The organism is Klebsiella sp. HMSC09D12, from assembly GCF_001808475.1.
Lineage (GTDB): Bacteria > Pseudomonadota > Gammaproteobacteria > Enterobacterales > Enterobacteriaceae > Klebsiella > Klebsiella oxytoca.
The window spans coordinates 224731-247654 of the sequence record NZ_KV793473.1; the positions used below are offsets into that span (position 1 = coordinate 224731).

27 protein-coding genes are annotated in these 22924 nt (G+C 49.5%); 23 read left to right on the top strand and 4 right to left on the bottom strand.

What is annotated here, in order from left to right; genetic code table 11:
* Positions 1 to 4 precede the first annotated feature (4 nt).
* The 4 genes from HMPREF3178_RS12555 to HMPREF3178_RS12570 form a co-directional block, all read right to left on the bottom strand.
* On the bottom strand, positions 5 to 1753 hold the full coding sequence (locus HMPREF3178_RS12555; RefSeq protein ID WP_139146029.1) for an SGNH/GDSL hydrolase family protein: 1749 nt from the start codon (positions 1751 to 1753) through the stop codon (positions 5 to 7).
* Between the two features lie 112 nt (positions 1754 to 1865).
* On the bottom strand, positions 1866 to 2381 hold the full coding sequence (locus HMPREF3178_RS12560) for a Ref family recombination enhancement nuclease (protein WP_064355052.1): 516 nt from the start codon (positions 2379 to 2381) through the stop codon (positions 1866 to 1868).
* A 17-nt stretch (positions 2382 to 2398) separates the two neighbouring features.
* On the bottom strand, positions 2399 to 3997 hold the full coding sequence (locus HMPREF3178_RS12565; protein WP_070585194.1) for an ERF family protein: 1599 nt from the start codon (positions 3995 to 3997) through the stop codon (positions 2399 to 2401).
* Between the two features lie 274 nt (positions 3998 to 4271).
* A complete protein-coding gene (locus HMPREF3178_RS12570; RefSeq protein WP_070585195.1) occupies positions 4272 to 4667 on the bottom strand; it encodes a hypothetical protein in 396 nt (131 codons plus the stop codon).
* A 362-nt stretch (positions 4668 to 5029) separates the two neighbouring features.
* Here HMPREF3178_RS12570 and HMPREF3178_RS30920 point away from each other — a divergent pair, with 362 nt between their 5' ends.
* The 23 genes from HMPREF3178_RS30920 (at position 5030) to HMPREF3178_RS12680 (ending at position 22665) form a co-directional block, all read left to right on the top strand.
* On the top strand, positions 5030 to 5164 hold the full coding sequence (locus HMPREF3178_RS30920; protein WP_196552838.1) for a Hok/Gef family protein: 135 nt from the start codon (positions 5030 to 5032) through the stop codon (positions 5162 to 5164).
* 321 nt (positions 5165 to 5485) lie between these two features.
* Complete coding sequence (locus HMPREF3178_RS12575; protein ID WP_004113051.1) at positions 5486 to 6031, top strand: hypothetical protein; 546 nt, start codon at positions 5486 to 5488, stop codon at positions 6029 to 6031.
* Positions 6018 to 7427, top strand: a complete 1410-nt coding sequence (locus tag HMPREF3178_RS12580) for a PBSX family phage terminase large subunit (RefSeq protein WP_070585197.1) — start codon at positions 6018 to 6020, stop codon at positions 7425 to 7427. The genes HMPREF3178_RS12575 and HMPREF3178_RS12580 overlap by 14 nt, the downstream gene beginning before the upstream one ends.
* Positions 7424 to 8797 (top strand): anti-CBASS protein Acb1 family protein, encoded by a 1374-nt coding sequence (locus tag HMPREF3178_RS12585; protein ID WP_070585200.1) that lies wholly within the window; start codon positions 7424 to 7426, stop codon positions 8795 to 8797. The genes HMPREF3178_RS12580 and HMPREF3178_RS12585 overlap by 4 nt, the downstream gene beginning before the upstream one ends.
* Positions 8784 to 10145, top strand: coding sequence for a phage minor head protein (locus HMPREF3178_RS12590; RefSeq protein WP_070585201.1), 1362 nt, complete (start codon positions 8784 to 8786; stop codon positions 10143 to 10145). Before HMPREF3178_RS12585 ends, HMPREF3178_RS12590 begins: the two co-directional genes overlap by 14 nt.
* A complete protein-coding gene (locus tag HMPREF3178_RS12595) occupies positions 10117 to 11130 on the top strand; it encodes a DUF2213 domain-containing protein (protein ID WP_070585203.1) in 1014 nt (337 codons plus the stop codon). Before HMPREF3178_RS12590 ends, HMPREF3178_RS12595 begins: the two co-directional genes overlap by 29 nt.
* On the top strand, positions 11130 to 11921 hold the full coding sequence (locus HMPREF3178_RS12600) for an Ig-like domain-containing protein (protein WP_070585205.1): 792 nt from the start codon (positions 11130 to 11132) through the stop codon (positions 11919 to 11921). The genes HMPREF3178_RS12595 and HMPREF3178_RS12600 overlap by 1 nt, the downstream gene beginning before the upstream one ends.
* Positions 11922 to 11938: 17 nt before the next feature.
* A complete protein-coding gene (locus HMPREF3178_RS12605; RefSeq protein ID WP_049091758.1) occupies positions 11939 to 12877 on the top strand; it encodes a major capsid family protein in 939 nt (312 codons plus the stop codon).
* 3 nt (positions 12878 to 12880) lie between these two features.
* Entirely contained in the window at positions 12881 to 13135 is a 255-nt protein-coding gene (locus tag HMPREF3178_RS12610; RefSeq protein ID WP_070585207.1) for a hypothetical protein, read from the top strand.
* A 9-nt stretch (positions 13136 to 13144) separates the two neighbouring features.
* On the top strand, positions 13145 to 13504 hold the full coding sequence (locus tag HMPREF3178_RS12615) for a DUF4054 domain-containing protein (protein ID WP_070585209.1): 360 nt from the start codon (positions 13145 to 13147) through the stop codon (positions 13502 to 13504).
* 121 nt (positions 13505 to 13625) lie between these two features.
* A complete protein-coding gene (locus tag HMPREF3178_RS12620) occupies positions 13626 to 14099 on the top strand; it encodes a hypothetical protein (RefSeq protein ID WP_016808976.1) in 474 nt (157 codons plus the stop codon).
* A complete protein-coding gene (locus HMPREF3178_RS12625; RefSeq protein ID WP_004113066.1) occupies positions 14096 to 14449 on the top strand; it encodes a hypothetical protein in 354 nt (117 codons plus the stop codon). The genes HMPREF3178_RS12620 and HMPREF3178_RS12625 overlap by 4 nt, the downstream gene beginning before the upstream one ends.
* Entirely contained in the window at positions 14449 to 15234 is a 786-nt protein-coding gene (locus tag HMPREF3178_RS12630; RefSeq protein ID WP_070585211.1) for a phage neck terminator protein, read from the top strand. Before HMPREF3178_RS12625 ends, HMPREF3178_RS12630 begins: the two co-directional genes overlap by 1 nt.
* Positions 15235 to 16593 (top strand): DUF3383 family protein, encoded by a 1359-nt coding sequence (locus HMPREF3178_RS12635; RefSeq protein ID WP_070585213.1) that lies wholly within the window; start codon positions 15235 to 15237, stop codon positions 16591 to 16593.
* Between the two features lie 2 nt (positions 16594 to 16595).
* Positions 16596 to 17018 (top strand): phage protein, encoded by a 423-nt coding sequence (locus tag HMPREF3178_RS12640; protein ID WP_016808972.1) that lies wholly within the window; start codon positions 16596 to 16598, stop codon positions 17016 to 17018.
* Positions 17018 to 17503, top strand: a complete 486-nt coding sequence (locus tag HMPREF3178_RS12645) for a phage tail assembly chaperone (RefSeq protein WP_070585215.1) — start codon at positions 17018 to 17020, stop codon at positions 17501 to 17503. Before HMPREF3178_RS12640 ends, HMPREF3178_RS12645 begins: the two co-directional genes overlap by 1 nt.
* 127 nt (positions 17504 to 17630) lie before the next feature.
* On the top strand, positions 17631 to 19568 hold the full coding sequence (locus tag HMPREF3178_RS12650) for a tape measure protein (protein ID WP_070585217.1): 1938 nt from the start codon (positions 17631 to 17633) through the stop codon (positions 19566 to 19568).
* A 12-nt stretch (positions 19569 to 19580) separates the two neighbouring features.
* A complete protein-coding gene (locus HMPREF3178_RS12655; RefSeq protein WP_070585218.1) occupies positions 19581 to 20318 on the top strand; it encodes an OB-fold protein in 738 nt (245 codons plus the stop codon).
* 82 nt (positions 20319 to 20400) lie between these two features.
* The gene (locus HMPREF3178_RS12660) at positions 20401 to 20997 is read left to right on the top strand and encodes a phage baseplate protein (RefSeq protein WP_070585220.1); all 597 of its coding nucleotides are present in this window, start codon (positions 20401 to 20403) and stop codon (positions 20995 to 20997) included.
* A complete protein-coding gene (locus HMPREF3178_RS12665) occupies positions 20998 to 21336 on the top strand; it encodes a phage baseplate plug family protein (RefSeq protein WP_070585222.1) in 339 nt (112 codons plus the stop codon). It begins immediately after the preceding gene.
* Positions 21337 to 21615, top strand: a complete 279-nt coding sequence (locus tag HMPREF3178_RS12670) for an HP1 family phage holin (RefSeq protein ID WP_077258688.1) — start codon at positions 21337 to 21339, stop codon at positions 21613 to 21615.
* Positions 21616 to 21634: 19 nt separating this feature from the next.
* On the top strand, positions 21635 to 22135 hold the full coding sequence (locus HMPREF3178_RS12675) for a lysozyme (protein ID WP_070585225.1): 501 nt from the start codon (positions 21635 to 21637) through the stop codon (positions 22133 to 22135).
* Complete coding sequence (locus HMPREF3178_RS12680) at positions 22132 to 22665, top strand: DUF2514 family protein (RefSeq protein ID WP_070585224.1); 534 nt, start codon at positions 22132 to 22134, stop codon at positions 22663 to 22665. Before HMPREF3178_RS12675 ends, HMPREF3178_RS12680 begins: the two co-directional genes overlap by 4 nt.
* The last annotated feature ends 259 nt before the right edge of the window (positions 22666 to 22924 follow it).

A 22924-nucleotide genomic window follows, 5' to 3' on the forward strand; every position in this document is an offset into this window, starting at 1 on the left:
TACATTACGAATTAAAACCGCTGATGTGGTATTTAACAGATGAGTTAACCTGTAGCACATTGATATTCAATACGCCTGAACCGACTGTTACCGTAAATAATCTGTTACCATTCGGCGTGTTATCATGAACGCCAACGATGGTATACGACACCACCCCTTCACGGTTTACAGCAATAACCTCTATTGTCTGCGCCCACCCGGTTTGCGCAGAAGTCCACACATCAATAAAAACCTTCATCGACGTTCTGTTGGGGATAGCAACTGGAATGATGTCACCCGTTGTATAAAGCCCACCTGTTCTGGAATGGTATTCTGTCCATTCCAGGCTATAACCCGGAGCGGAAGAGGTTGGGGATTGTGAGGTGTAAGACCATTTTGATATTTTTCCGAGCAGGTCAGACGCGTAAATTAGTCTCGCATATTTATCGCGCAACCCATAAGCCCATGCCCGAATGCCATTAGATTGGAGGTCAATGTCAGCAGTTTTTGGGTTTGGATTTAATGCTGTCCCGCCGACACTGAAAACGTCATAACTGTTCGCTACGGGCGGTATCCAGCCGTTCTTATCCATGTTCGCAAAAAATTCTTCAAAGGCAAGCCAGTACGATTGCTGATGCCCAAGCAAATTGGGGTGAACAGTCTGTATTTCAGGCGTCCGATTGAATAATGCCGTTTCGCCATATTTAGCTACAGCATCAAACCAGTATTTTTCGACATCAATCAGCACACATCCCATCTCTACCGCGATTTGCCTGATGGCATCGTTTCCACGCAGGAAGCGAACACCTGCCTGTATGTTTACACCATTCCATTCAAACGTGACGTTTGACTCTGCCGCTGAAGGGATAATGTCCTCATCGGAAACAGGAAGTGGAGAAAATGATGGCCACACCTGATTAACAGACGGCGGCATGCTCCAGCTGTACTCAGCTATATTTGGATGCGGTGTGGTTGTCAAAACAACATCACCGCCAGCCTCCCTGACTAAATTAATCGCGGTTCTAAGACGCTGCTTAAATCCATTTTCATTGAACGTTTGCCCGGCATTATAGTTTGCCGTTGGGAAATCATTCATACCATAGACAAAGAGCGCGATATCAGGATATACGCCCTCTGCGACGACGCCAGGCCACTGATTTACAATGAAGTTATTTATCGAAGAACCATTAACCCCACGGTTTTCGAAAGTGAGAGGGTAAATTCCCTGTTTATTAACCGTTTTATTTAAGTATTCGAAAAACTTAGCAATGGGGGCTTGTGTAGCAGGGTCGGGTAGTGTTGCGCCAACCTCTACTGACGACCCGAAACCATAAGCTCTGAACAAATCCTGATAGCCGGAAACACCGTGACGATACGCTGTCAGTTTGTTCATCAGTTTCGGAAACAGCGCCTGTGATACCCCCGATGCAGCACGTACAGATGAACCGATATCACGGCCTGTTTCTGTGTTAACAAGTGATGAACCCGGAATCTCGCTTGATCCAAGAATTTCTTTCGTTAAAGAAAATGACCACGGCGTCCAGGAGAATGTTTCAGCGTTATAAGTGGAAGCTGCAAAAATGATTGTGTCAGAACTAAATGTCCGATGCAGGGGGGCACCAGAGTGAATAGTCAGTATACCTCCGTTATCATCAGGAGAGGACGCGTTTCCAGATGGTACGGGATAAATACCAGGTAAGATTACCGTATCAATATTTGTTTCTGTGTTAAGCGCAGATTTCATCATTAATGCGCCATAGTTGTTTTCGGACATAAGCACCTCATGGTTATTAACTGGTGCGATTAGAACGAATACGAGAGAGAGGATACAGAAAGCGGGCGAGCGGTAACGCCGCCAGATAGCTTGTGGCGGCATTTAGTGAGTTTCAGGATATCATTTCAAGGCATCGGGCGTATAAATCGCTCTGAGTACCGTTTAGCGCTTCAAATGCGTTCTTTCCACCGCAAGTACCATCAGCGTGAACTGGAATCAGCCAGGTATAAACCGCGCGTATTGCCGCTGGCGCTGCGTGCTGGTGGTGATGGTCGCACAGTGGCAATACGCGGGCGTGTGCGCCTGCTGCTGTTCTCCCGTCGATGTGATGCAGGCTGACCACCTCGTTAATAATCCCATGAACGTAACAGGCAATGCAGGGTAGAGCGCCGATTTTGTCCATCAGTGAGCGTTCAGCGGCACGGGGCGTTCGTCCTTTCAAACCACGCGCACACGGTTTATTTTTTGCCCGTTCAATATAGCGGGATTGTCGTTCCCGCTGTTTTTCATACTGAGCCTGTCGCCATTCCGGGTTTGCCTGTTTCTCGCGCTGGCGGGCAATAGCCCGCTGCTGATACTCACGTTGCCTTTCAAGGTGACGTTGTAACTTTTCCTGTGCGGTTTTCATGTTGAGAACCCCGCATATCAGTAAGGAAGGTCAGATTCAGGGACATACGCCGGAATTTCACTGTTGAAGCCACCACTTTCAACATGAAGGATTAGAGTTTCGATATAGCCAGCGGTGTACGCATCACAGCGACGCGCAATTTCATGAAGCTGTTGTAGCTTGATATCGGTGTCAGCGTTGCCCGTCGCGATTTCCTGCGCAATATCGACCTTTTGTTGCATCGCATCGACTGTGAGTTGCGCTTGTGCGCCTGCAATGGTGGATTCGCTGGCTTCGTTATCGCCGTCAGCGCCGACGATATCCATAATGCTGCGGGCAACTTTCATTTCAGGCTTTGCCAGCGCTTCAAAGTTGACATCACCACGCATCAGCGCCAGCGTATAGAATTCACGACAGGCGTTATACCAGTTGCGGCGGTGATAGCTTGTGTCGCTGTGTACTGAGCGCATATCCAGGCCATGCGACACATGAACCTCCATCTGACGCATAGCGATTTCGATAATTTCCGAATCGTGGCCCGCTTCGACGGCGGTAATAAACGCCTCTTCATCGTCATCAAGCGGGGTACAGTCAGGAATAAACGTCCGGGCGACTGGCGCTGACATATCGCGGGTATCATGCACATCGTTTGAATCCGCGCTGGAAATTGCAACAGAAGAAAGGGATTCTGCGATATCCATAGCAACTTCAGCGCTGACGTGTTCGCCGGTTCTGGTGTCGATAAGTTCGTCACCATCTACCTGAAAGAATCCCGCCTGTTTGTAGAAACTTTGCCAGTGCTCATCCGTCAGGCCATAGCGCAACACAGTATCGCGGGCCATTGCGTTATCGTCTTTGGCATTATCACGGGAATGGATAACATCCTCTGCAACTTCTGACGGTGTACGCAGAAACGGGTTACGGGCTTTAGCCTGGGCGATTACCGCGCTGCCAGTGAATTCACCAGCAGCTACCAGCATATTCAGGATGGATTCCGCCTTAGTGCGTTCTGATTTGGTCGGCTTCCATTTGCGGCTACTGTTTAGGGAGCGGGCCTTACGGCGTTCGCGCTTACTGTCTGCCTGGTCGATATCGTCATCACCATCAGTAATATCGAGTGCCTGACGCAGACCATAACGGCGAAAATAGGTGAAGGACGAGCCGACGCGCTGGCATTCGTCGAGGCGCTTATCTTCTTTGATAAAGGCCGGGAGCCGGAAAGATACTTCCGTGCTGGTTGGGATATGGATAAAGGTCGTCACCATGTCCAGCGGAAGCTCGTCACCTTTTTCAAACTCCTGTTTGAGCATCAGCCCATGCTGATAGATGGGCTCGCGAAGCATGTCCAGCAGTTGCGCCAGTGATGCAAAAGTAAAGTCCAGCGTTTCGTTATAGTTGTCGCGTTCCGGGTTTTTCAGTTCACGCACCAGATGTGCCAGCGATTCCTGAGCGTTGGCATACTGTTTGCCGGGCGCTACGTAGACTTCCGGCGCGGTCACTTCCGTTTTTTCGACTTCGTTTGAGGCTTTTTTATGAACGGGAATCATAGCGGAAGTTGCATAACCAGCGGCTTTAAGTGCCATCATTGTATGTACTGCCAGTTCTGCGGCGTCGGGGATAGTGAGTAATGTACTCATTGTGGTTGCTCCTTCTTGTGAGACTGAATCCCCACTTTTGAGATGGGGCGGGGTGGAGCTCAAAACCGCAAGAAGTCGGCGGACTTATTCACAGACGGAGAGGCCTGCTATTCGTCGCACTCCACCCCATAATTCAGCACTCGCGTAGCCGGAGCCACCAGAGCATAAATTCTGGGTACAAAAAAATCACGCTGACGGGGTGAATGCCGCTTCTTGTAAGGTGTTTTGAGCACCTATATAGATCTTATTTCAACTACAGATAAGAAGCAAGTATCTACTTGTGTTTTGTCCACTTCTTCAATTGCTCTGCGGCTTTGATGATTTCCTGTGGTGAGTGGAATTCATACATCCCGGCATTCCGTTCGCCAGCCCTCTCAAGCGAAAGCTGGTAGTTTGCGAAGGCATTTCTTATTTTGGCTGCGTCGCGCTCATCACTAACCAGTAACAGCGCGTGGAGGTCTGATTCAGTCAGGGTTTTGTTCGGGTAATGCCCGTTATCAGCAGATTCTTGCTGGTGGACTAATGACAGGGTTATTCGGTCTGCAACCGCATTGAATTCTTTCCGCTTTTCGCCCTTGATAGCATAGTGATAGCTGATGTAACCGCTGGCAAAAGTGCCGATAAACGAAACAAAAAGCGCTATCGTTGCCACTACATCACTGTAACTCATGAGGCTATCCTTATGTCCTATGCTGATTTTGCGGCTACTCTGGCGTTAGGTATATCAATCGGAAACCTGCTTACATGCCTGTGGTTTTGGTGGCTGAGCAAGCGTTGCTGATGCGGGATTATCTTATATTAACTACAAATAAGACGAAAGGAAGAAGGGGTGTTTTTTGCGGTAAGGGATTGTTTATGGGTATAATCTCGCCCGGTGCTTGAGGCTGTCTGCCTCATGTCACCATGTGGCAGATAGAAGAAAGCCCCGAAGGTCAATTTTCATTAACCAACGAGGCCTCTAATCTTGCGTGACAACACGATTATAGCCTCCCAAAAGCGAAGGAGGCAACTTTGTTTTACAAAGGAGTTTTTTTGTTTATCGCGATATTTATCGCGGCGTTACTGGCGTATACCGCCCTTAACCGGACGCTTTGCGAAGCGTCCATAGGTCAGGGAGGTGTGCAGGTAGCGGCAAAGTTTGCCTACGAAGCTAAGGAGAGTCGCTAAATCAGGGCGGGGATCCGTCCCCGCCTTTCTGGTTGTCTGGCATGGCCTGAGCACCTTTAAACGCCGCTCCTTCGGGGGCGGCTTTTCTTTGGCGTTACCTCTCGCATCATCTTTTGAATCCTCCAGGTAAAAAACCATAATGGCACCTGCCACGGACAGGAAGCATTGCCTGTTACCTTTAAGCCTTTGTTATTACCCTTGTGATTTCAGCCATTCCGCCCCCGGAGTGGCTTTTTTTTATTTGTACTACACGCCAGCGGTAACGCTGTTTTTGATCCTCTTCTTTCCTCGCTACGCTGCAAGCCTCACAAGGGGGGAATTGTGACAATAAAAATAAACAGGCGTGATGATGCATTTGCAAAGCTGGTGGCTGAAGCGCGGGAAGCGCCGGGGTTCAGCTATGCAAAGTCGCGCAACCGTGATTACAAGGGCTTTAACGATGATTTTCAGGCTGAAAAGTTACTTAAAAATGACGACATACAGCAGGCCGTCAGCGTTTACAAAAAGCACATCATTGCAGCGGATATCGTGGGGCGTCAGGAGGCGTTAATTGACCTTTCGGCGCGTTTCCGTGCGCCGGATTCAACAGCGGTAATGCTGGAATTGCAGGCGCTGGAGAAAATGAGGCTTGAACCGGAGGTGTTCCGCAGCCGCATGGCGGCAATTGATACCCGTGCAGTTAAAAACATCAAAAGAACAAAGCACGGATGGCAGGTTGAGGGGCTGGATAAGTCACATCTTGCCGCGCGGATCCTTACGCTTGCCGGGGTGGATATTAGCAAGCCGATAACCGACGAAGGTAAGCGCCTCGCGAGAGAAACACTGACCGAAATTTACCGGGATATGGGATTCGATGACGGCGATTGAGATAGCACCTGAGCATGATTTAGAGCGCCGTCGCTACTGGCTGTCAGAGAAAAAGAAAATGGCAGAGTGGCGGCGCGTCATGCGTTCGCTCACGACAAAACCGCACCGCGTTAAATGTCTGCGCGGTGGGCGTGGCTCCAGTAAGTCATGGAGGATTGCCGAAGCACTGATTCAGCTCACTGTGCGATATGACCTGCGCATTCTGTGCTTGCGCCGGGTGCAAAAATCTATCGACGCATCATCACATAAGCTGCTCAGCGATACGATACGCCGTCTGGGGTATGAATCAGAGTTCACGATAACTCAAAACAGTATCAAGGCTAAATCCGGCGCTGAATTCCGGTTTTTGGGCTTTCAGTCGAACCTCGACAGCATTAAATCCATTGAAGGTGTGGACATTTGCTGGGTGGAAGAAGCGCACGCGATTTCGGCTGAAGCGTGGGAAACGCTGGCCCCGACATTGCGCCGCAACGGGGCTGAACTATGGATTACCTTCAACCCGGCTTTTGCGTGGGATGAAACCTATGTCAGATATGTTCTCAATGCAGAGGATGACTGGTTTATTGAGGAGGTGAACTGGTATCACAACCCATATTTCAATTCGACGTTGGATAAAGAGCGGCTTTATACGCTGAAGTATTACCCGGACAAGTACGACAACATCTGGAACGGCGTTCCCGTCAGTGATTTACCCGGCGCTGTTGTTAACCGTGGCCATCTTGAAAAGTTAGTTGTTTCGCCAGATTCGAAGCTGGCGAAAGCGTGTCGAACTGGCGTTAAAACGGCGGTGCTCGATGTTGCTGATGATGGCGACGATGATTCGGTATTGTCGTTCTTTGACGGGCGTTTTTTGTACCGTATGGAGCGATTACAGGCACGTGACACCGTTCAGCTTGCGCAACAGGCGTTAAAGATGGCGACGGAAGAAGGCTGTACCGTCCTGATTTACGACTCTGTCGGCGTTGGTTCTGGTGTTAAAGGCGAGTTAAACAAATACGAAGATTCAGAGATTGAGTTTCGTAAATTCGTCGCTCAGGGCGAAGTGTTGCGCAAAAAGTCCAGATATCGCGGCGGGAGGCCGAACGAAGATACCTTCCACAACCTGCGAGCGCAGGCGTGGTGGGCGTATCGGGATGCAGTTAACGACTCTGTGCGCTGGATAGAGACAGACATTATGCCGCCTGATGGCCTTTTCGCGATTTCTGACCAGATACCGCGTCGATATCTCGACCGCATCCTTTCTGATTCTACTGGCGTCATGTGGGAAACCACTCCTGACGACAAAATCCTTATTGAAGCGAAGAAAAAAGTTAAAAAACGGCTGGGCGTGTCCACTGACTACGCTGACGCCATATTCCCACATCTGGTACGCATGAAATCAGGAATTATCGAATGACGAACAAAACCAGCTTGATTCCCACTGAGGGGATTTTAACGAAAGAGGGCTTGCAGCCGGCTAATTACAATGTTGACGGCTATGTCAGTATGATGACCAGCGCAGCGGCAAGCTCAAAGGGTGCGGCGGGGATGAGTTCACCGACAGCCAACCGCATGAAGGCTCGCGCCGCAGAGGGGATGATTCCGCTGGTGGCTGCAATGACCGGGGAGCTATCCGGCATAGGCTGGCGCATTATCAGCGAACCGGTTGCTGCCGCAATGCTGAACGGATTCACAGTGGTTACTGAAAATCCTGATGATTCAAAACGTATTCAGCAGATTTTTGACGAAATGGGTGCGTGGCAGGTAGTGGAAAACGCCGCTATTCTGAAGCGTCATCATGGCTGGTCTGTGCTGGTTATGGGGGAAGAGTGGGTACGCTGCCACGGCTCACACTGGATTACCCCGTCGAATGACTGGTTTGCAGACTACAATTCGCCATTTTTTGGCCTGCCGGAAGGCTGGCGTATCCAGCTTAAAAGCCCCATCGGTGGCGAAGTGTTTATTGAGCAGGAGGATTCGATCCTCTTTGGCGATAAAAACTATCAGCCGATTTACGCGATGGTTGGTATCGAATTTGGCGAACCATTGTTGTGTAAGCCTTATGCAGCTTTACAGCGGCTGGGTCTTTCGCATGAGCTAATCATCAGCATTCTTTCCCTTTCCGTTCAGGATATCTATAAAAAGAATGACTTAGCAGAAGACATGAAAACGGCTAAAGGAGAGGCTACAGCAGCCCGCAGGCTGGCAGGGATAGCGGCAACCCGTGAGTTAAATGACATGGTCGCGATTGATGCTGAAGAGGAAATTAACCGCTTACAATCCACGATGACCGGAACCGCCGACCTTGTTGATATGGCTATTAAGCTGGTGTGCGCCGAAACGGGTTTCCCCATAGCTATGCTGGCAGAGCGTAAAGGTGGTCTTTCCAATAGCGATACCAGCGCCGATGCACAATGGCAAAACCTTGTTTCTCATATCAACACCAATTACATCATTCCGGCACTGAAAAAGCTGGCTTTTCGCTATACGGGCATCCGCGCTGATTTTGTCCCGAATAAATCTCAGGGCCAAATAGACCGCGAAGTAGACCGGGACAAGAAACGAGCGGAAACAGCACAGCTTTACTATTCCATGAGAGCCATTACCAGCGAAGAGGCCCGCGCAACGGCGCAGGAGACTGGAGCGGTGGTTATGCTTGCGACCACTCCGCCCGCAACTGGCACCATTGATGACCAGAATGACGACGATTCGAACCAGAACAACGAGAATCTGAACCAGAATAGCACCAAAAAAGACAACGACGAGGCCAATAATGGCGAAGAGTGAACCACGTTACGACGCCGGGTATCCGCTGGCTATCGAACTGGTTTACGCTCAAAGGCTGGGCGATAACGCCCGGCTTGTTGGTAAATGGGTTCGCGATGCCTGCATAAAGACATACAAGGCAATTGGTAAATCCGGCGCGGTACTCAATACCGATGCCGCCGATGGTAAAGATATTTCCGTTGATGACCTGCTGGGTGATTTCATCGCCGCCGCAACGGTCAAAAAAGTGCGCGTATATATAAAGAAGAAAGCCGGAAGCAATTATTCACGCATGACGCGCGAGCAGCAGGAAAAGCTTGTCAGGTCTGTTGCTCAGGAACTTTTACCGGATGCATCAATATTCCTTAAAGCCATTCCGTCGCTGTTGAAAGATGGTGAGTTTGGGGCCGTTCCCGCCTACGCATTCAGTGAAGTAAGGCGGCAGGCAGGAATCAGCCTGGCTAAAGACTTCGCCCGAGTGACTGGCTCAAAGCCAGATACCTACCTTCGGGTTATCAATCGCACCGCTGATGATGTTCAGGCCGCTATTGTAAATGGTCAATTTGGCCTGACTGACGAGTATTACCAGAGCTATTACCAGCGCTTCCGCGTCGATGGTGTGAATCTTATTGACCTGAAAACAGGGCTATCAGCCACACCAGATACAGCGGGAGCAATATCTAAGCCGCTCGCCAGCTTAACGGATCCGATGAGAGGCGCGAGCACTGTTCCATCATTACCGGCTATGGAAGCGGCAAATACCCAGCTTGCTAACTCGGCGGTTGACGATTTCCGGCTGATTATTCGCGCTGCCGCCGATACTGATTTGGCTCCGGGTATCAAACTGCCGACCGAAAATATGGCTGACCTGATATCCATTGATATCTATGACGGCGATAAAAAGCTGCTGGAGCAAACAGCGGACTGGCTCACGGAGAGCATGGGGCGCATGGAGAACGTCTCCGATGAGGCGCTACAGCGTGGAATTAAGGTCGTCCAGCAGGGATTACGCGAGGGGCGGGGCGTTGACTATATCGCCGATAAACTGGCAACCGAAATGGAGATTCCCTATCGGCGAGCCCGCAACGTCGCCCGCAATGAGATAGGTAATCAGGCCTGGAATCTGGAAGAAGCCAACGCCCGTATTGCCGGGATGAAAATATACCGCTGGCGGGGGATGTTAGACGAACGCGAGCGAAAATTGCATGTTGAGCGCGAAGGTAAGGCATACGAGCCGACCAGACCGCCACAGGACGGGAATCCGGGGCAACCGCATTTATGTCGCTGCTTCCCTGAATGGTTGTTCTCTGCGTCGGACGTTGAAGAAGCGGAGAAAGAAATTGCTGCAAGAAACACAGATCAACGTTGACGCTATCAGGCAATGGGAGATAACCCCGGAAGGTTATCTCCAGATTGATATCCCTATCGCCCGTCCGGGCGTACTGGTTTATGACCGCAAACGCGGTGATGCATTTACGGCTAAGGAGTACCGCTCAGCCGATGAATTGTTTAACCAGGACTCAATGAATACCTTAATCGGCAAGCCTGTGACCGTGTCACATCCTCGCGGTGGTCTGGTGACGTCCAAAAATTACCGGGCCGTTTCTGCGGGGGTTGTTACTGCTGTTATGCGTCAGGGTGATGAACTTATCGCCCGCGCACTGGTTCAGGATGAGAAGTCCATCCGACTGATTCAGCAGGATAAAGATTTACGGGGTGCTTCGGCGGGGTATCAGTGCGACGAAAAGCCAAAAGAAACAGGACTATCCCCGGACGGGCAAACGTTCGACACGGTGCAAAAGGGTATCAATTACAACCATTTGAGCATTGTGCGTAACCCACGGGTAAAAACTGCAACATTCAATCTGGACGGTGAACCGATGGAATTAGAAGAGGCGTTAGCCGAAATTGAAAGTCTCAAAGCGAAAAATCAAACGCTTACGACTGATTTAAGCAAAACACAGGGCGACCTGCTGAAAGCAAATACCCGCCTTGTAAATATGGACTCAGCCAGCAATGAAGCCTACGAGCGCGGTGTTGCTGATGGTCGTCAGGAAAATGACCTGAAAGCAGCAGCTAAACGCCTGAACATCAACACCGACAGCTTGGGCGATATCAATCTGGTCAAACAGGCCATCATCCGTAAGGCAAATCCTGAAGTAAACATGGATAGCTGGACGGATGAGCAGGTGGATGTTGCGCTGTCAATGGCGCTGGTTGCCTGTGGTAAGAAGTTCGAACAAACCCCGCGTAATCCTCGCGCAGCAGTTAACACCGATGAGCAGGGTGCTCAGAAGTCAGCCCATCAGGATTATCTGGCTCGCACCTTTGGCAAAAAAGAGGCAGGCAAATAATGCAGACCACGATTAAAGACGATTTTGACGCGGGGTTGCCGGGTGATTTGGCGGTGCTGCCGTCTTTCCGTTCCTCCGCACGCGTGACCTCCCGTCGCGCTGGTGGTGAAGTTGCGCCGGGCGATGCGGTGAAACTTACCTCCGGTAATGATTCAACCTGTGTCGCTCTACCTGATGATGGTGATGTTACGGATGCCATCGGTATTGCTGTTACCGCACATTCCAATATGCCCGCCACACCGGGATTTGGTAGCAACACACGCATTGGCGTTGTCACTATAAATTGCCCGATTGGTATTGTCGAAAATGGCCCGATCCGCGTAGCGGTCAAAACGGGGGAATCGCCGAAGGTGGGTGATTTAGCCGTGCCGAAAGGCCGTAACGCCACTACCGGTTATATGGAATGGGGTGTTGCTGCATCCGGCGATAAAAGCCGCTTCCGCTTTGAATCGCCAACTCAGCGCGGCGGCACGGCAATTGTGATGGTCATTGATGGCGAACTACTGAGCGCCGGATATCCCCGCGAAGTCGCTGTAACTGGCGTTGCGCTGTCGCCTAAAACCGCATCTAAAGCCGCTGGCGCGACTCAGCAGTTTACGCCGACAGTTTCTCCGGCAGGTGCGACCAATAAAGACGTTACCTATGCATCCAGCAATGCGAACGTAGCAACTGTGGACGCATCCGGCCTTGCCACGGTGAAAAGCGGGGCAACAACCGGACAGACGGCAACCATTACGGTACGTACTGAAGACGGTGGTTTCACTGACACCGCTGTAATCACCGTTAGCTAACAGGGAAACCCTAAAAGATGAATGAGAAATATTTAGCCGCGCTTATGGCGCAGCTTTTTACCGAAGCGCAGGTAGCTGGCGCGGTGCCGGGTATCAACGTTGACGAGCAAGGGCTAATTTTTGCCCGCGACCTCATTTCCATGTCAAACGATGTTTACATGGAAGAAATGCCCGCGCCGGTCGCGTTGACCATGTTCCAGCAGGAGCCGGGAATCAACGAGGGTGCTAAGTGGGCGGGTTATCGCATGTACTCCGCGCAGGGCATGGCTAAAATCATGGCGGCATTCGGTACAGATATGCCGATGATGAGCGCTAAAGGCCGGGAATACTTCGCGCTGATGTACGATATCGGGCTGGGCTATGGCTACACCTACAGCGATGTTATGGCGGCGGCAATGTCCGGTACTCCGCTTGATAACATTCTGGCGCTCAATACCCGCGAAGCGCATGAGCGCACCGTTTCTAATCTGCTATGGCGCGGCAACAAGGAATATCAGATTATCGGCTTTATCGAACATCCGAATATTCCGCTGGTGGCGCTACAAGGTGCCTGGGCGACTTCTGACGGCGATAAGATTTGCGACGATTGCTCGGCGCTTATCGCTGCAGTAAACACCACGAAAATCTACGAAGTGAATGAATTCCATATGCCATCTAAGGCGTGGGCGCGAATTCAGGGCTTGCGCCTGAGTGGTACGCTCGGCACGGTGCTTTCATTCCTGCGTAGCTCTTACCCGGAAGTTACTTTCCGCAAAAACTCCGATCTGGATGATGACGGTATCTGTATCGCGCTGGCAAACAATCGTCGCCACTTCGCCCAGGCTACTCCTGTGCTGTTCCGTCAGTTGCCGGTTCAGCGTAGCGGGCTAGACCTGTCTATTCCGTGCCTGTCGCGCTCTGCTGGCGTTATCGTCCGTGCGCCGCTGGCTGCTGCCAAATCCTCAAAGGTGATTTAACTCATGGCTGAGAAAGAAAAGGTTTTTCTGACTAACACCACTCAGGCACCGATTCATATCGGTGCAAAAAACAGTGAAGGCACCGTTATTACTATCTCAATCGCTCCGCTGGAAGCGGTAGAGGTGGACGGCGCAACACTGACCATCGGCGGCGTTAAGCAGTTTCTGGACGAAGGCCGATTAAAAGAAGTTTCAGCCGCTGAAGCCAAAAAGCTCAATAAAGAGCATGACGGCGTAGTTGATTCTGACGACGAGTAAGGGCATAGCATGACGGTAAATGACTGGCTCGCCATTCTGCTACCGGGGGTGACACTTGATGAGGGCGCTATTAGCGCCCTTTCTTCTCAATGTGAGCGGCTTTACAACCTGCGGGCCGCTGCGGAGTACGGTTACGACATTGAGCGCCTGAAAGCGCTGTATGTTGCTGCCAATCTCGCCCCAATAGCAGTAGAAGGCATAAGCGCAAGTGTTCGCGGTGTTGCAAGTCGCCGGGAAGGGAAAGTAGCGGTGACATTCACAGAAGCCGCGCAAAAGTCTGGCTGGCAGGGTACGCAGTGGGGGCAGGAGTTTTTAGACGCAGTGGGGGATTTGACAGGCGGTTGCATCCTTATCGGTCACGCCTATTAACGGGATTTTATTCTAAAAAATGCGATTGGCCAGCTTGGCTATCAGTAATAAAAAGAGGGTCAACGCTCGATTTTGAAGATAAATGTTCTGATATTTGAAAACGTTTAACGGAGTTTGATCCATGCGTGGAGGTGCAAAGTTTGAAACAAAGGGCTTTGACCGCGTAATCCGTCAGCGCGTGAATGCGCTGGCGGGCGTCAAGCTTACCGTTGGTATTCACAGAGGGAAAATGAATCAGGGCGTCGATGTTGCGCTGTATGGAGCCTGGAATAACTTCGGCACAAAGAACGCTATGGGATGGGAGTTAATACCAGAGCGTCCATTTATGCGATTTGCGGCAGACAGAATAGCTGACTGGATGCGTACAGACGCTTACAAGGAGGTCTTGCGTGATGTTGCGCGAGGTCGCATTACTCCGCAACAGGCTATTGCTCGCATAGGTGCTCAGGCTGTTCAAATTACCAGAAAAACAATCGCTGATTCCGCGCTATACCGTCCTAACTCAGATATCACCATCGCCCGCAAGGGTTCAACAAAGCCGCTTATTCATAGCGGTACGCTTATTCAGACAGTCAATTACAGGGCTTTTGCATGAGACGATTAATTCATTACTGGCGTCCATTACCGATTGAGATAGTTGGAGGTATGCCACGCGAGGGATATTCGGAGCAACAATCCGCTTTCCTAAGTATGCAGCCGGTTGATGGTGGCGGTTCATTTCGGGCGTACCTAACCGGGCGCAAACCTCAAGATTACATGGAAGCCATTGGCGAAACGGATTTAGAGGTTACAGAAGAGGGCGAGCATAACGGCGCTATAGTCCTGTGTGCGGGTAAATATTACGAAGTGGTGCAGCGGCAGGAGTGGCAAAACGGCGTTATTAACCACTACGAATATTTGCTATTTGGTATGAAAGAACGGGACGCGCTAGCGCTGGTGGGATAATGACTAATTATACGGTCAAATTAATGACCGTTGACGGGGAATTATCATATTCTGATTATCGCGCAGAAAAGGCGACATTCTCCGCTAACGGTAACAGCAAAGATATTTTATTCACGCCATATAATTTTCGGGATCCGTCTGTGGTCAGTTCTGTTGTGCTGGATAATGGCAGCGGAACCACTATCAATATTTCGGCTGATTTCCGGCTGGATGTTGGCGATGTTGTCAAATTTCCGGCTGGCACACTCAAAGAAACCGATACACAGGCCAGACCAACAATCCTGAACGGTGCGCCCTACGTTGCAATGGTACGGGCAAGACAGGCAATGATTGAGTTGGTGGGCGACAGTCCCATTTACGCGCAACAGAAGATTCCAGAGTCAAAGGATCCGTTTACTGCCGTTCATCTTCTCACGTCATCGAGAGAGCCGCAGGCATTCGCAAAGTCATGGGATGGCGATTACCGCGTTTATCACTACAACTGTGAAGCGAAAATTATCGTCATCCGGTCATCAGATGACGCTCAGGCATTTCTGGAAAACTTTTTGAATGAGGTCGATTCGACTGAAGGTGATTTCTGGCAGTTCGAAAATAACTGCTGTATTGACCGCTCGGGCGATTTCGAGAATAGCTCCCCTCTAATTGATAACCTCGTTTACCAGCAGATGGCACAGGTAACGCTGTCTTTGACATTTGTGTACCAGCATTACAAACGAGAGAGTTGGATTGAAAGCGCGACGGTTACACCGTGCGATAAAGTCACTCTCGCTATCAGGGGCTATTAAATGGCGAATTTAAGTCGGCTTTTTAGTGTAAAAATTGGGCGTCAAACTACCGCCGCTCAATATGGCGTGTTTGGTGTCGGGTTAATCCTCGCGCCGGGCGCGGCATTTTTCGGGAAAAAATTCACAGATTACGAATCCGCTGTCGTCGCGGATTTTGCCGATCTCTACCGGGTATATACCAGCGCTGATGATGCCATTTCAGACGGCGTATCCGGCGATAATCTTCTGGCGGTTCAGGCGTATTTCTCTCAAAGTCCGTCACCGGATACGCTGGTTGTCGGCGATTTCTCAGCCGCTTACAGCAAAACTATGATTTCCCTGACGGGGGTTCCGGTTTCCGGCGCACCTACAACTACAAAGGCCACCATCGGCTATGTGAAAGGTACGGAATATCGCTACGCCAGTTATAACGGCACTACTTGGGCCGGGAGCACTGGCGCAGCGGCTGATATCGTTGCTGATGCAACGACTACAGGTCAGTTTCTGGTTGATGGTCGCATTGTCTATCTGGAAGGGGCCGAAGTTGTCCACGCTAAATCTACAGCGCTGGCTGCTGGCGTCAGTGCTGCGATTGCTGCCATCAAAAACCAGTACAACAAGTTCTTTATGTGCATGACGCCGTCGCGGAATCTGTCGATTCAAAAAGCTATTGCTGATTGGATCGAATCGCAGATTGATAAAATGGCGGTGTTTATCGACGACTACACGTCTTCCACCTGGGCGACTGACAACATTACGAAATACCTTTTCGATAAGAACATGGCAGGTTCGTTTGCCATTTCTACGAAACTAGAAAAGAACTTCCTCGATGCTGCTATCGCCGGGCGTTGTCTTGTCATGCAACCGGGCTCAGAAACGTGGGCGATCAAGACGCTTAACGCCGTTCAAAGTGATGCATTCACCGAAACTGATTACCAGAAAATTAAGGCACTCAACGGTAATACCTTTGAAGATTATGGTTCCGGTATCACGGTAACTTACCCCGGCACATGCGGCGACGGAGAAGCAATTGAAGTTGTTCGTTTCTGCTACTGGCAGGCCGACCGTATGCAAAAAGACCTTGCCACGCTGCATATCAACCGCAACAAAGTGGGTCATGACATGCCGGGCTATGAACTGGTCTGTAACCAGATGGAAAGCTCGCTGAAGGCGGGCCAGACTGCTGGCGGCATTATGGAGAACTTTACGGATGATAACGGAGATTATGTCCGTGGATTTACCGTAGTGCGTCCGACGATGTCAGAAATCAGCGCCGTGCAGCGTATTAAAGGCGATGTAACTATAAAATTCTCTTTCTACCTCCGCTACGCCATTAAGCACGTTGATGCTGTTGGTACTGCGATGACTTACGGGATTTAACTATGTATTTAGGCGTAATGTCCTCTAAAGACTGGCTGATTACCGTAGGCGTTGTGCCGGTAATCGGTCTGGCTAAAGATAGCAATATCACGCTGGAAATGACGGATGACCAGATTACCGTTTCTTCCGGCATCGGCGGCGACTGGTCTTTTATTGATAATCCGACTGAAGAAGGGTCTTTGACCTTCGTCACGCAGCGAAATTCCCCGGTTAACACGGCTCTTTTTCTGATGCAGAAAACGAAGTCCGTAGTACCCGTCACGCTTACAAATACGCGTAATCTGTCAGTACACCGCATGGGTTACGCGATGTTTGCCCGTCAGCCTACTGATGGCGCAAATAACGGCGCTGGTGCTCAGACACTGGAATGGAAACTCGTTACTGGCGAGGTAGATTCGGTCATTAATGGAGTGAATATTACCTGATGGACGACTCAATCAAACACGTTGAAATCAACGGGCGTAAATTCTGTGTAGTCCGAATGAGCGCTTTTGATGCCATTCACTTTAATTTGCGCGTGGCGGAGATTCTCGCCAAACACGGTATCAGCCAGGTAGAAAGCATTCTTTCTATGTCGTCGAAGATTTTCGGTGTGCTTAACCGGGAAGACCACGACGAACTGTTGTTTACCTTACTGGCAAAATCCCGCGCTCAACTGGTCGATAATGGCGAGTTTCTGGATAGCTGGGACGCAGTGAATACCAATTTCACCGCTACCAACATTGCCGATGTTTATCTGGTAGCGCTGGAGTGCCTGAAGCTCTCCATTCTTCCGGTTACAGCAGGGTTAAAAAAAAATATTGGTCTGGATACAGCGGGAACGATGCAGGGAGCCATGCGGCAACTGTTCAGCGCCTTGCTGAAAACCTTGACCGAACCGTCCGCACAGAACTCGTCATCTGGCGAGTGATAGAAAGCGGCCTGATTAGCTTCAGCGATGTAGTGTCAGGCCGCGCCTCCTTTGATTCCATTATGAGAGCCTCCGCCGTTATCCAGTTTGATAACGCGGTTCAGCACGCGCTTAGTAAGGTGAAAAAATGACAGACCAGTCAGCCGATCTCGTAACGAAAATTGACGTTATTCCTGACCTTGACGGGCTCAATAGCTTTGATGCCGCGATTGATAAGGCTATCGCAAAGGTTAACCAGCTTGACGCCGCTATAAAACGCGTCAACAACCTGAAGCCTGCAAGCCCATACGCGCCTAGCAGCGCATCAACAGCGCCGACAGCCGCCGCTACAGCAGCAATAGCCACAGTAGCCGCTACAGGCTCTAATTTGATTGTCCATACGCCGCTGGCTAATACGGTTAAAAGGGAATCACAAAAAATTGCACGTGCGGCAGTAGAAGGCATGGGGAGTGGTGTTGGTTTACCATTGATGGGAGGCTCAGGAGGGGGAAGGCTTTTCATTCCATACCACGGGGGTAGCTCTCCTTCAGGGAATGGTGGTGGATTGTTTGATCCTTCAACGATAAATCCGCTTTCTAGGTATGACTTTTCAGCAGGGAGTTTTTCAGGAAACCCACTCAACCCAAAAGGAAATGATGAATCTGCTGGTGGAGGGGGCGACGGGAAAGGCTTAGGTGCTGAAAATCTCTTGGCGGGAGCCGGTCTAACGGCAGGCATTATTGCTATTGGGAAATCACTGGCTGATGACCTAGATTCTATTCAGCAGCAACAAGCGCAAATTGCAAGACTTGCACAAACAACAGGTGATGCGAAAGATGCATTCTTTGCTTTAAATGAGGCAGCAAGCGCAGTAAGAAGCGATAGCGGAGCGTTTATCTCAACCTATACCAATATGGCGACCGCCACGCAGAAACTTGGGAAGTCTCAGGAGGAAACAATCCGAGCGACTCAGGGGCTGGTGGGCGCATTACAGTTAGGTGGTGGCAGTGCTGAAGCAGTAAACGCAGCGCTTTACCAGATGGGCCAGGCATTTTCTTCTGACCGGTTCGGCGGGGATGAATTTAGATCCTTCATGGAGGCCATTGGCACAATGGCCCCGGAAGTCGCGAAGGCTTTCGGCACAGATGTAAAAGGGCTGCGGGCAATGTCAGAGGCCGGGAAGCTGACAGCGGAAACGATGCTAAAGGCCTTTGAAAAAATGGCCGCAAATAATGCTGACCTTCTTAAAAAGCAAGGATGGACGTGGGGACAAACATTAACGGTGATGCGAAATGACTGGCAAAACTTTCTTGCCAAAGCAACGATAGGTGGAGATTGGCAAAAATTCACAGATTGGGCATCCAATACTTTGATTCCTGTTCTTAGAAGTGCGGAAAAAGAGGTTGCCGCGTTCTGGTCAACGCTCGCAGACGAAAGTAAATCGGCGATTCTGATAGGTATTCTTGGCGCTGTTGGGGCGGCTTTTACCGCGTTGGCTATTCCAGTTATTGCAGCTGTATGGCCTTTCCTTGCGATTGGTGCCGCTGTATGGGTAGTTTATGAAGCGTTTGTAGAATGGAAAGCATGGATGGCGGGTGAAAGCGGAACAATATTTGATGGTTTATTCGGTAGTTTTGATGAATTTGAAAAGCGATATCCATCGATTGTGAAAGGTCTAAAATTATTGTCTGAATGGATAGGGAAATCAGGTGGTATTGCGCCGGAAAGCTCGGTTCCGTCACAGGCGCAAATAGATGAATTTCTGAAGAATAAAAACGGCACTGACGGAAAACCAGAAAAAGGTTTAATCGAGAGATTTCTTGAGTACAACGGTAACTTTAACCCATTGCCGGGGGTTGAGAGATTTTTAGGGCTATTTGGTGGTGATGATGGTGCCGGGCAAGACGCATCATTGATGACACCACCATCAAAAGGAGGGGTGATTATTAACAATGATGTAAAAAATGAAAATAACATTAATGTCCCTGATGCTAAGGATGTGGGAACTGTCGTCGAAGGCCTGAGCAAAACTAGTACGACACAAAGTCTTAGTGGGGTAAACTGGGCTGAGGCGAACGGTGCTTAAGGGAAATTTGAAATGAAAAAAATGATGATTTTATGTGCGGTTATTTCTTTGCCTGCATTTTCAGCGGAAACAATGCCATTCAGTGATGCTGAAGTTTTGGCGTACCTAAAGCCATCTAGCGAAGATGTTTTTTCTAATGCTGTTACTGTCATGGTAAAAAATGATGCAGAGGCATCATTGCAAAAAAATATCACAAAACATGGTACTAAGCTTACACCATTTACTGTAAAGGAAGTTGCAAAAGAATTTGATAAAAATGAAATCACAGCCACTGAAAAGTATAAAGACAGACCAATCAGAATAAAAGGCGTTGTAAATAAAATTGGTTTGGATGCATTGGATAGAGGGGTAATAACGATTTCAGGTGGAGGGTCGTTTGCTGGTAATCTGGTAGCATCTGTTGATAAAACATCAGAGTGGGTGAGAGAGTCTTCAAAAGGGAATACAGTAGATTTGATGTGCAAAATTTCAGGCTATGTAATGCTAAACGTGGCTGCGATGTGTGAAAGCTCATTAATCTATACTCAAGCTCTTGTAAAAAAAGAGTACGGACTTCAAGATGTTTTTAGCCTTCCTAGAAATAAATTCTCCGCTATCTTTGCATATACAATTAAGGTGAATGAAAAAGAAATAGCGGAAAGTTGTTCAAAGCCAGACGATAATTGTTTTAAGAAAATAATGAATGTCATGGATGAGACTAAAAAACCAGACTCTCGATTTGTGTCATGGATGAGCAAACTACCTGAATAAATCCCCAGCGGTAACGCCATGTAACCCACACAGCTAAGATGTGAAAATCCCCTCTACGAAGGGGATTTTTTTTGGGGTTTTTATGGCTGAAGGTATGGACGCGGCGATTAGTGCGCCACGCGATAAACGGGCTGTTATGGTGTTTGAATCAGGGGTGACGGTGTCACTAAGGCTGAAAACACGCGAGGAAGTTTCGGCAAAACGAACCATTGCTCAGGGGAAGATTGAGACGGGTTATAAAATATCGGACGGTGAGGTTGACGATCCAAAGGTAGCCAGTTTTGAGGGAATCATCACTGGCACCGATTTGCCTTTTGCGCCGCTGCATATCATTTCGGCCATGAATCAGGCTCAGGCCATTCAGGCAGCATACGATACGAAGGAATTTGTATCGGTATATACATCCTTCATGGCAATGCCTCAGTGCCGCATCACATCGCTTTCAATTGAAGCTGTTCCGAAGAAAAACAGCTATACCGTCAAGCTCACTGCTCAGAAAGTTGACACGGTGACATTCCAGCGTTCACGCACAAAATCAGCACAAGCAAAAACTTCCAATCCGGCAGGGAAGGGGAAAACCTCCGCAGGTAAAAAGAGCGCCACCACGGTAGACGCGAACAAAGAGCCGCAAAAAGTCTATGCGCTCGAAAAAATGCGCCGTGTATTTGGAGGGGCATAAATGGAGCCTGTTTACTACGAGATTGGTGTTATCGCATCTATCCCAGACCAGGAATTCACATCATCTCTAAACGGCGTAGTTTTGAATATGCGCCTGTTCTTCGCAACAACCACAGAACTGTGGTGGCTTGAAATATCTAACGCAGACAGGACGGTTACACTGTCACAAATTTGCTTACGTCCGGGTGTCTGGCACGGCCTTAGCGGAAAATTGCCGGGCTATGCTGGCGCTGGAGCGATTGGTGTTGCCCGTCTTAGACCAAATGAAAAATTTGGAGACGTTAACGCCTTTGATGGAGGCTTTGGCCTTTTCTTTTACGACGAACTGGAGAGCGATTAAGTGGGGAGAATCTGGAAGCGATTTATTGAATCACTTTCGCCTAAAAAGCTGGGTGTTCTGCTGGCTTTGGTGGTGGGGTTCACGCTGGGTGCGATTAAGTTTTGGGACTGGTTTAAATACAGGGTGGGAATTATTACAGCGGCTCTTGCGGTGCTTTCTCTTAATGAATGGGCAGTAATTATCGGCATTTTATGCACTGTGGTGACATGCCTCGTTAACTGGTATTACGAGCGCAAAAAATACCTAATCGCTTTAAGTGGGGGTGCGCGTGGGGAATAAGAGCAAATTAAGTGCCGTTATGCTGGGTTTGATTGCTGCCGGGGCAAGCGCTCCGGTATTGATGGCGCAGTTTCAACACGAAAAAGAAGGAACCAGCCTGACGGCCTATCAGGACAAAAGTCGGGGTATATGGACTATTTGCGGCGGTGTGACTTACGTTGACGGCAAGCCGGTAATCAAAGGCATGAAATTAACGCGAGCGCAGTGCGATAAAATAGACAAAGCTGAACAAGCTAAAGCGCTGGCATGGGTGGATAAAAATATAACTGTGCCATTAACCACACCGCAAAAAGTTGGTATTGCTTCTTTTTGCCCGTGGAATATTGGCCCCGGCAAATGCTTTACATCGACGTTTTACCGGAAGCTAAACGCTGGCGACAGATTAGGAGCGTGCGCCGAAATTAAACGCTGGGTATGGGATGCCGGGCGTGATTGTCGCATCCGGGAGAATAATTGCTACGGTCAGGTTATCCGCAGAGACCAGGAATCAGAGTTAACTTGTTGGGGCATGGACAAATGAAAACAAAATATGCCGTGTTAATTGGCCTGTTTGTAGCGTCGTCATTAGGTGGTGCTGGTTATGTCATCCATGAATCAGCTTTTGAGGCCGGGAAAAAGGATAACGATAAAGAATGGAAACTGAAGTGGTCGGAGCGTGATAAGGCAGATAAAGCAGCGCAGTTGACACAGGAAAAAGCGCAGCGTGAAGAAGAACTCAGGCGTAAGAAGAAAACAGAGGAAATTGTAAATGATGCAGAGCGGGAAAAACAAAAGGCACTGGCTGAAGCTGTTGACGCTGATAATGCTGCTGACCAGTTGCGCGGGCAACTCGCCAAAATCAGGCGTGAACTCGCAAACAGTGAAACCGGCCGGATTTCCGCAAATGCCGCCAGAAGGCAGACAGCCGCCGAAACCGCAAGTTTGCTTGCCGACCTGTACGAAGAATCAGACCGTCGCGCGGGAGAAATCGCTAAATATGCTGATGCAGCAGCAAGTGCCGGGAGCGTCTGCGAACGCACATACGACGCGGTAACGCGATCTGTTGAGTGATCGAAACGGATCAATTAATGCCCGTAAATGATTGATAATTTGGATGGTTGAATGAAAAGGGCGGGGATGTGATGTTGGTCGCTTGTTTGTAGTTGCATTATAAGTGGACTACATATACGATTATGCTCATGGAAAGGAAGGCTTTTCCTGAGTTAACGTAGATTACAAGCGGATTACGTGTTGCAGCCCGTCATTTAACATAATATACATTATGCGCACTAATGATGTAATGGCTCAATAGTAATGTCCGCCTGTGGCT

What these genes read in the sequence shown, in the direction of transcription:
- HMPREF3178_RS12655 (WP_070585218.1), top strand. Translation starts at nt 19,581, where the DNA reads ATGAAAAAAATGATGATTTTATGTGCGGTTATTTCTTTGCCTGCATTT.
- HMPREF3178_RS12585 (WP_070585200.1), top strand. Translation starts at nt 7,424, where the DNA reads ATGACGAACAAAACCAGCTTGATTCCCACTGAGGGGATTTTAACGAAA.
- HMPREF3178_RS12625 (WP_004113066.1), top strand. Translation starts at nt 14,096, where the DNA reads ATGAGACGATTAATTCATTACTGGCGTCCATTACCGATTGAGATAGTT.
- HMPREF3178_RS12665 (WP_070585222.1), top strand. Translation starts at nt 20,998, where the DNA reads ATGGAGCCTGTTTACTACGAGATTGGTGTTATCGCATCTATCCCAGAC.
- HMPREF3178_RS12565 (WP_070585194.1), bottom strand. Translation starts at nt 3,997, where the DNA reads ATGAGTACATTACTCACTATCCCCGACGCCGCAGAACTGGCAGTACAT.
- HMPREF3178_RS12640 (WP_016808972.1), top strand. Translation starts at nt 16,596, where the DNA reads ATGTATTTAGGCGTAATGTCCTCTAAAGACTGGCTGATTACCGTAGGC.
- HMPREF3178_RS12635 (WP_070585213.1), top strand. Translation starts at nt 15,235, where the DNA reads ATGGCGAATTTAAGTCGGCTTTTTAGTGTAAAAATTGGGCGTCAAACT.
- HMPREF3178_RS12645 (WP_070585215.1), top strand. Translation starts at nt 17,018, where the DNA reads ATGGACGACTCAATCAAACACGTTGAAATCAACGGGCGTAAATTCTGT.
- HMPREF3178_RS12650 (WP_070585217.1), top strand. Translation starts at nt 17,631, where the DNA reads ATGACAGACCAGTCAGCCGATCTCGTAACGAAAATTGACGTTATTCCT.
- HMPREF3178_RS12630 (WP_070585211.1), top strand. Translation starts at nt 14,449, where the DNA reads ATGACTAATTATACGGTCAAATTAATGACCGTTGACGGGGAATTATCA.
- HMPREF3178_RS12555 (WP_139146029.1), bottom strand. Translation starts at nt 1,753, where the DNA reads ATGTCCGAAAACAACTATGGCGCATTAATGATGAAATCTGCGCTTAAC.
- HMPREF3178_RS12660 (WP_070585220.1), top strand. Translation starts at nt 20,401, where the DNA reads ATGGCTGAAGGTATGGACGCGGCGATTAGTGCGCCACGCGATAAACGG.
- HMPREF3178_RS12610 (WP_070585207.1), top strand. Translation starts at nt 12,881, where the DNA reads ATGGCTGAGAAAGAAAAGGTTTTTCTGACTAACACCACTCAGGCACCG.
- HMPREF3178_RS12560 (WP_064355052.1), bottom strand. Translation starts at nt 2,381, where the DNA reads ATGAAAACCGCACAGGAAAAGTTACAACGTCACCTTGAAAGGCAACGT.
- HMPREF3178_RS12590 (WP_070585201.1), top strand. Translation starts at nt 8,784, where the DNA reads ATGGCGAAGAGTGAACCACGTTACGACGCCGGGTATCCGCTGGCTATC.
- HMPREF3178_RS12580 (WP_070585197.1), top strand. Translation starts at nt 6,018, where the DNA reads ATGACGGCGATTGAGATAGCACCTGAGCATGATTTAGAGCGCCGTCGC.
- HMPREF3178_RS12600 (WP_070585205.1), top strand. Translation starts at nt 11,130, where the DNA reads ATGCAGACCACGATTAAAGACGATTTTGACGCGGGGTTGCCGGGTGAT.
- HMPREF3178_RS12620 (WP_016808976.1), top strand. Translation starts at nt 13,626, where the DNA reads ATGCGTGGAGGTGCAAAGTTTGAAACAAAGGGCTTTGACCGCGTAATC.
- HMPREF3178_RS12615 (WP_070585209.1), top strand. Translation starts at nt 13,145, where the DNA reads ATGACGGTAAATGACTGGCTCGCCATTCTGCTACCGGGGGTGACACTT.
- HMPREF3178_RS12570 (WP_070585195.1), bottom strand. Translation starts at nt 4,667, where the DNA reads ATGAGTTACAGTGATGTAGTGGCAACGATAGCGCTTTTTGTTTCGTTT.
- HMPREF3178_RS12680 (WP_070585224.1), top strand. Translation starts at nt 22,132, where the DNA reads ATGAAAACAAAATATGCCGTGTTAATTGGCCTGTTTGTAGCGTCGTCA.
- HMPREF3178_RS12675 (WP_070585225.1), top strand. Translation starts at nt 21,635, where the DNA reads ATGCTGGGTTTGATTGCTGCCGGGGCAAGCGCTCCGGTATTGATGGCG.
- HMPREF3178_RS12605 (WP_049091758.1), top strand. Translation starts at nt 11,939, where the DNA reads ATGAATGAGAAATATTTAGCCGCGCTTATGGCGCAGCTTTTTACCGAA.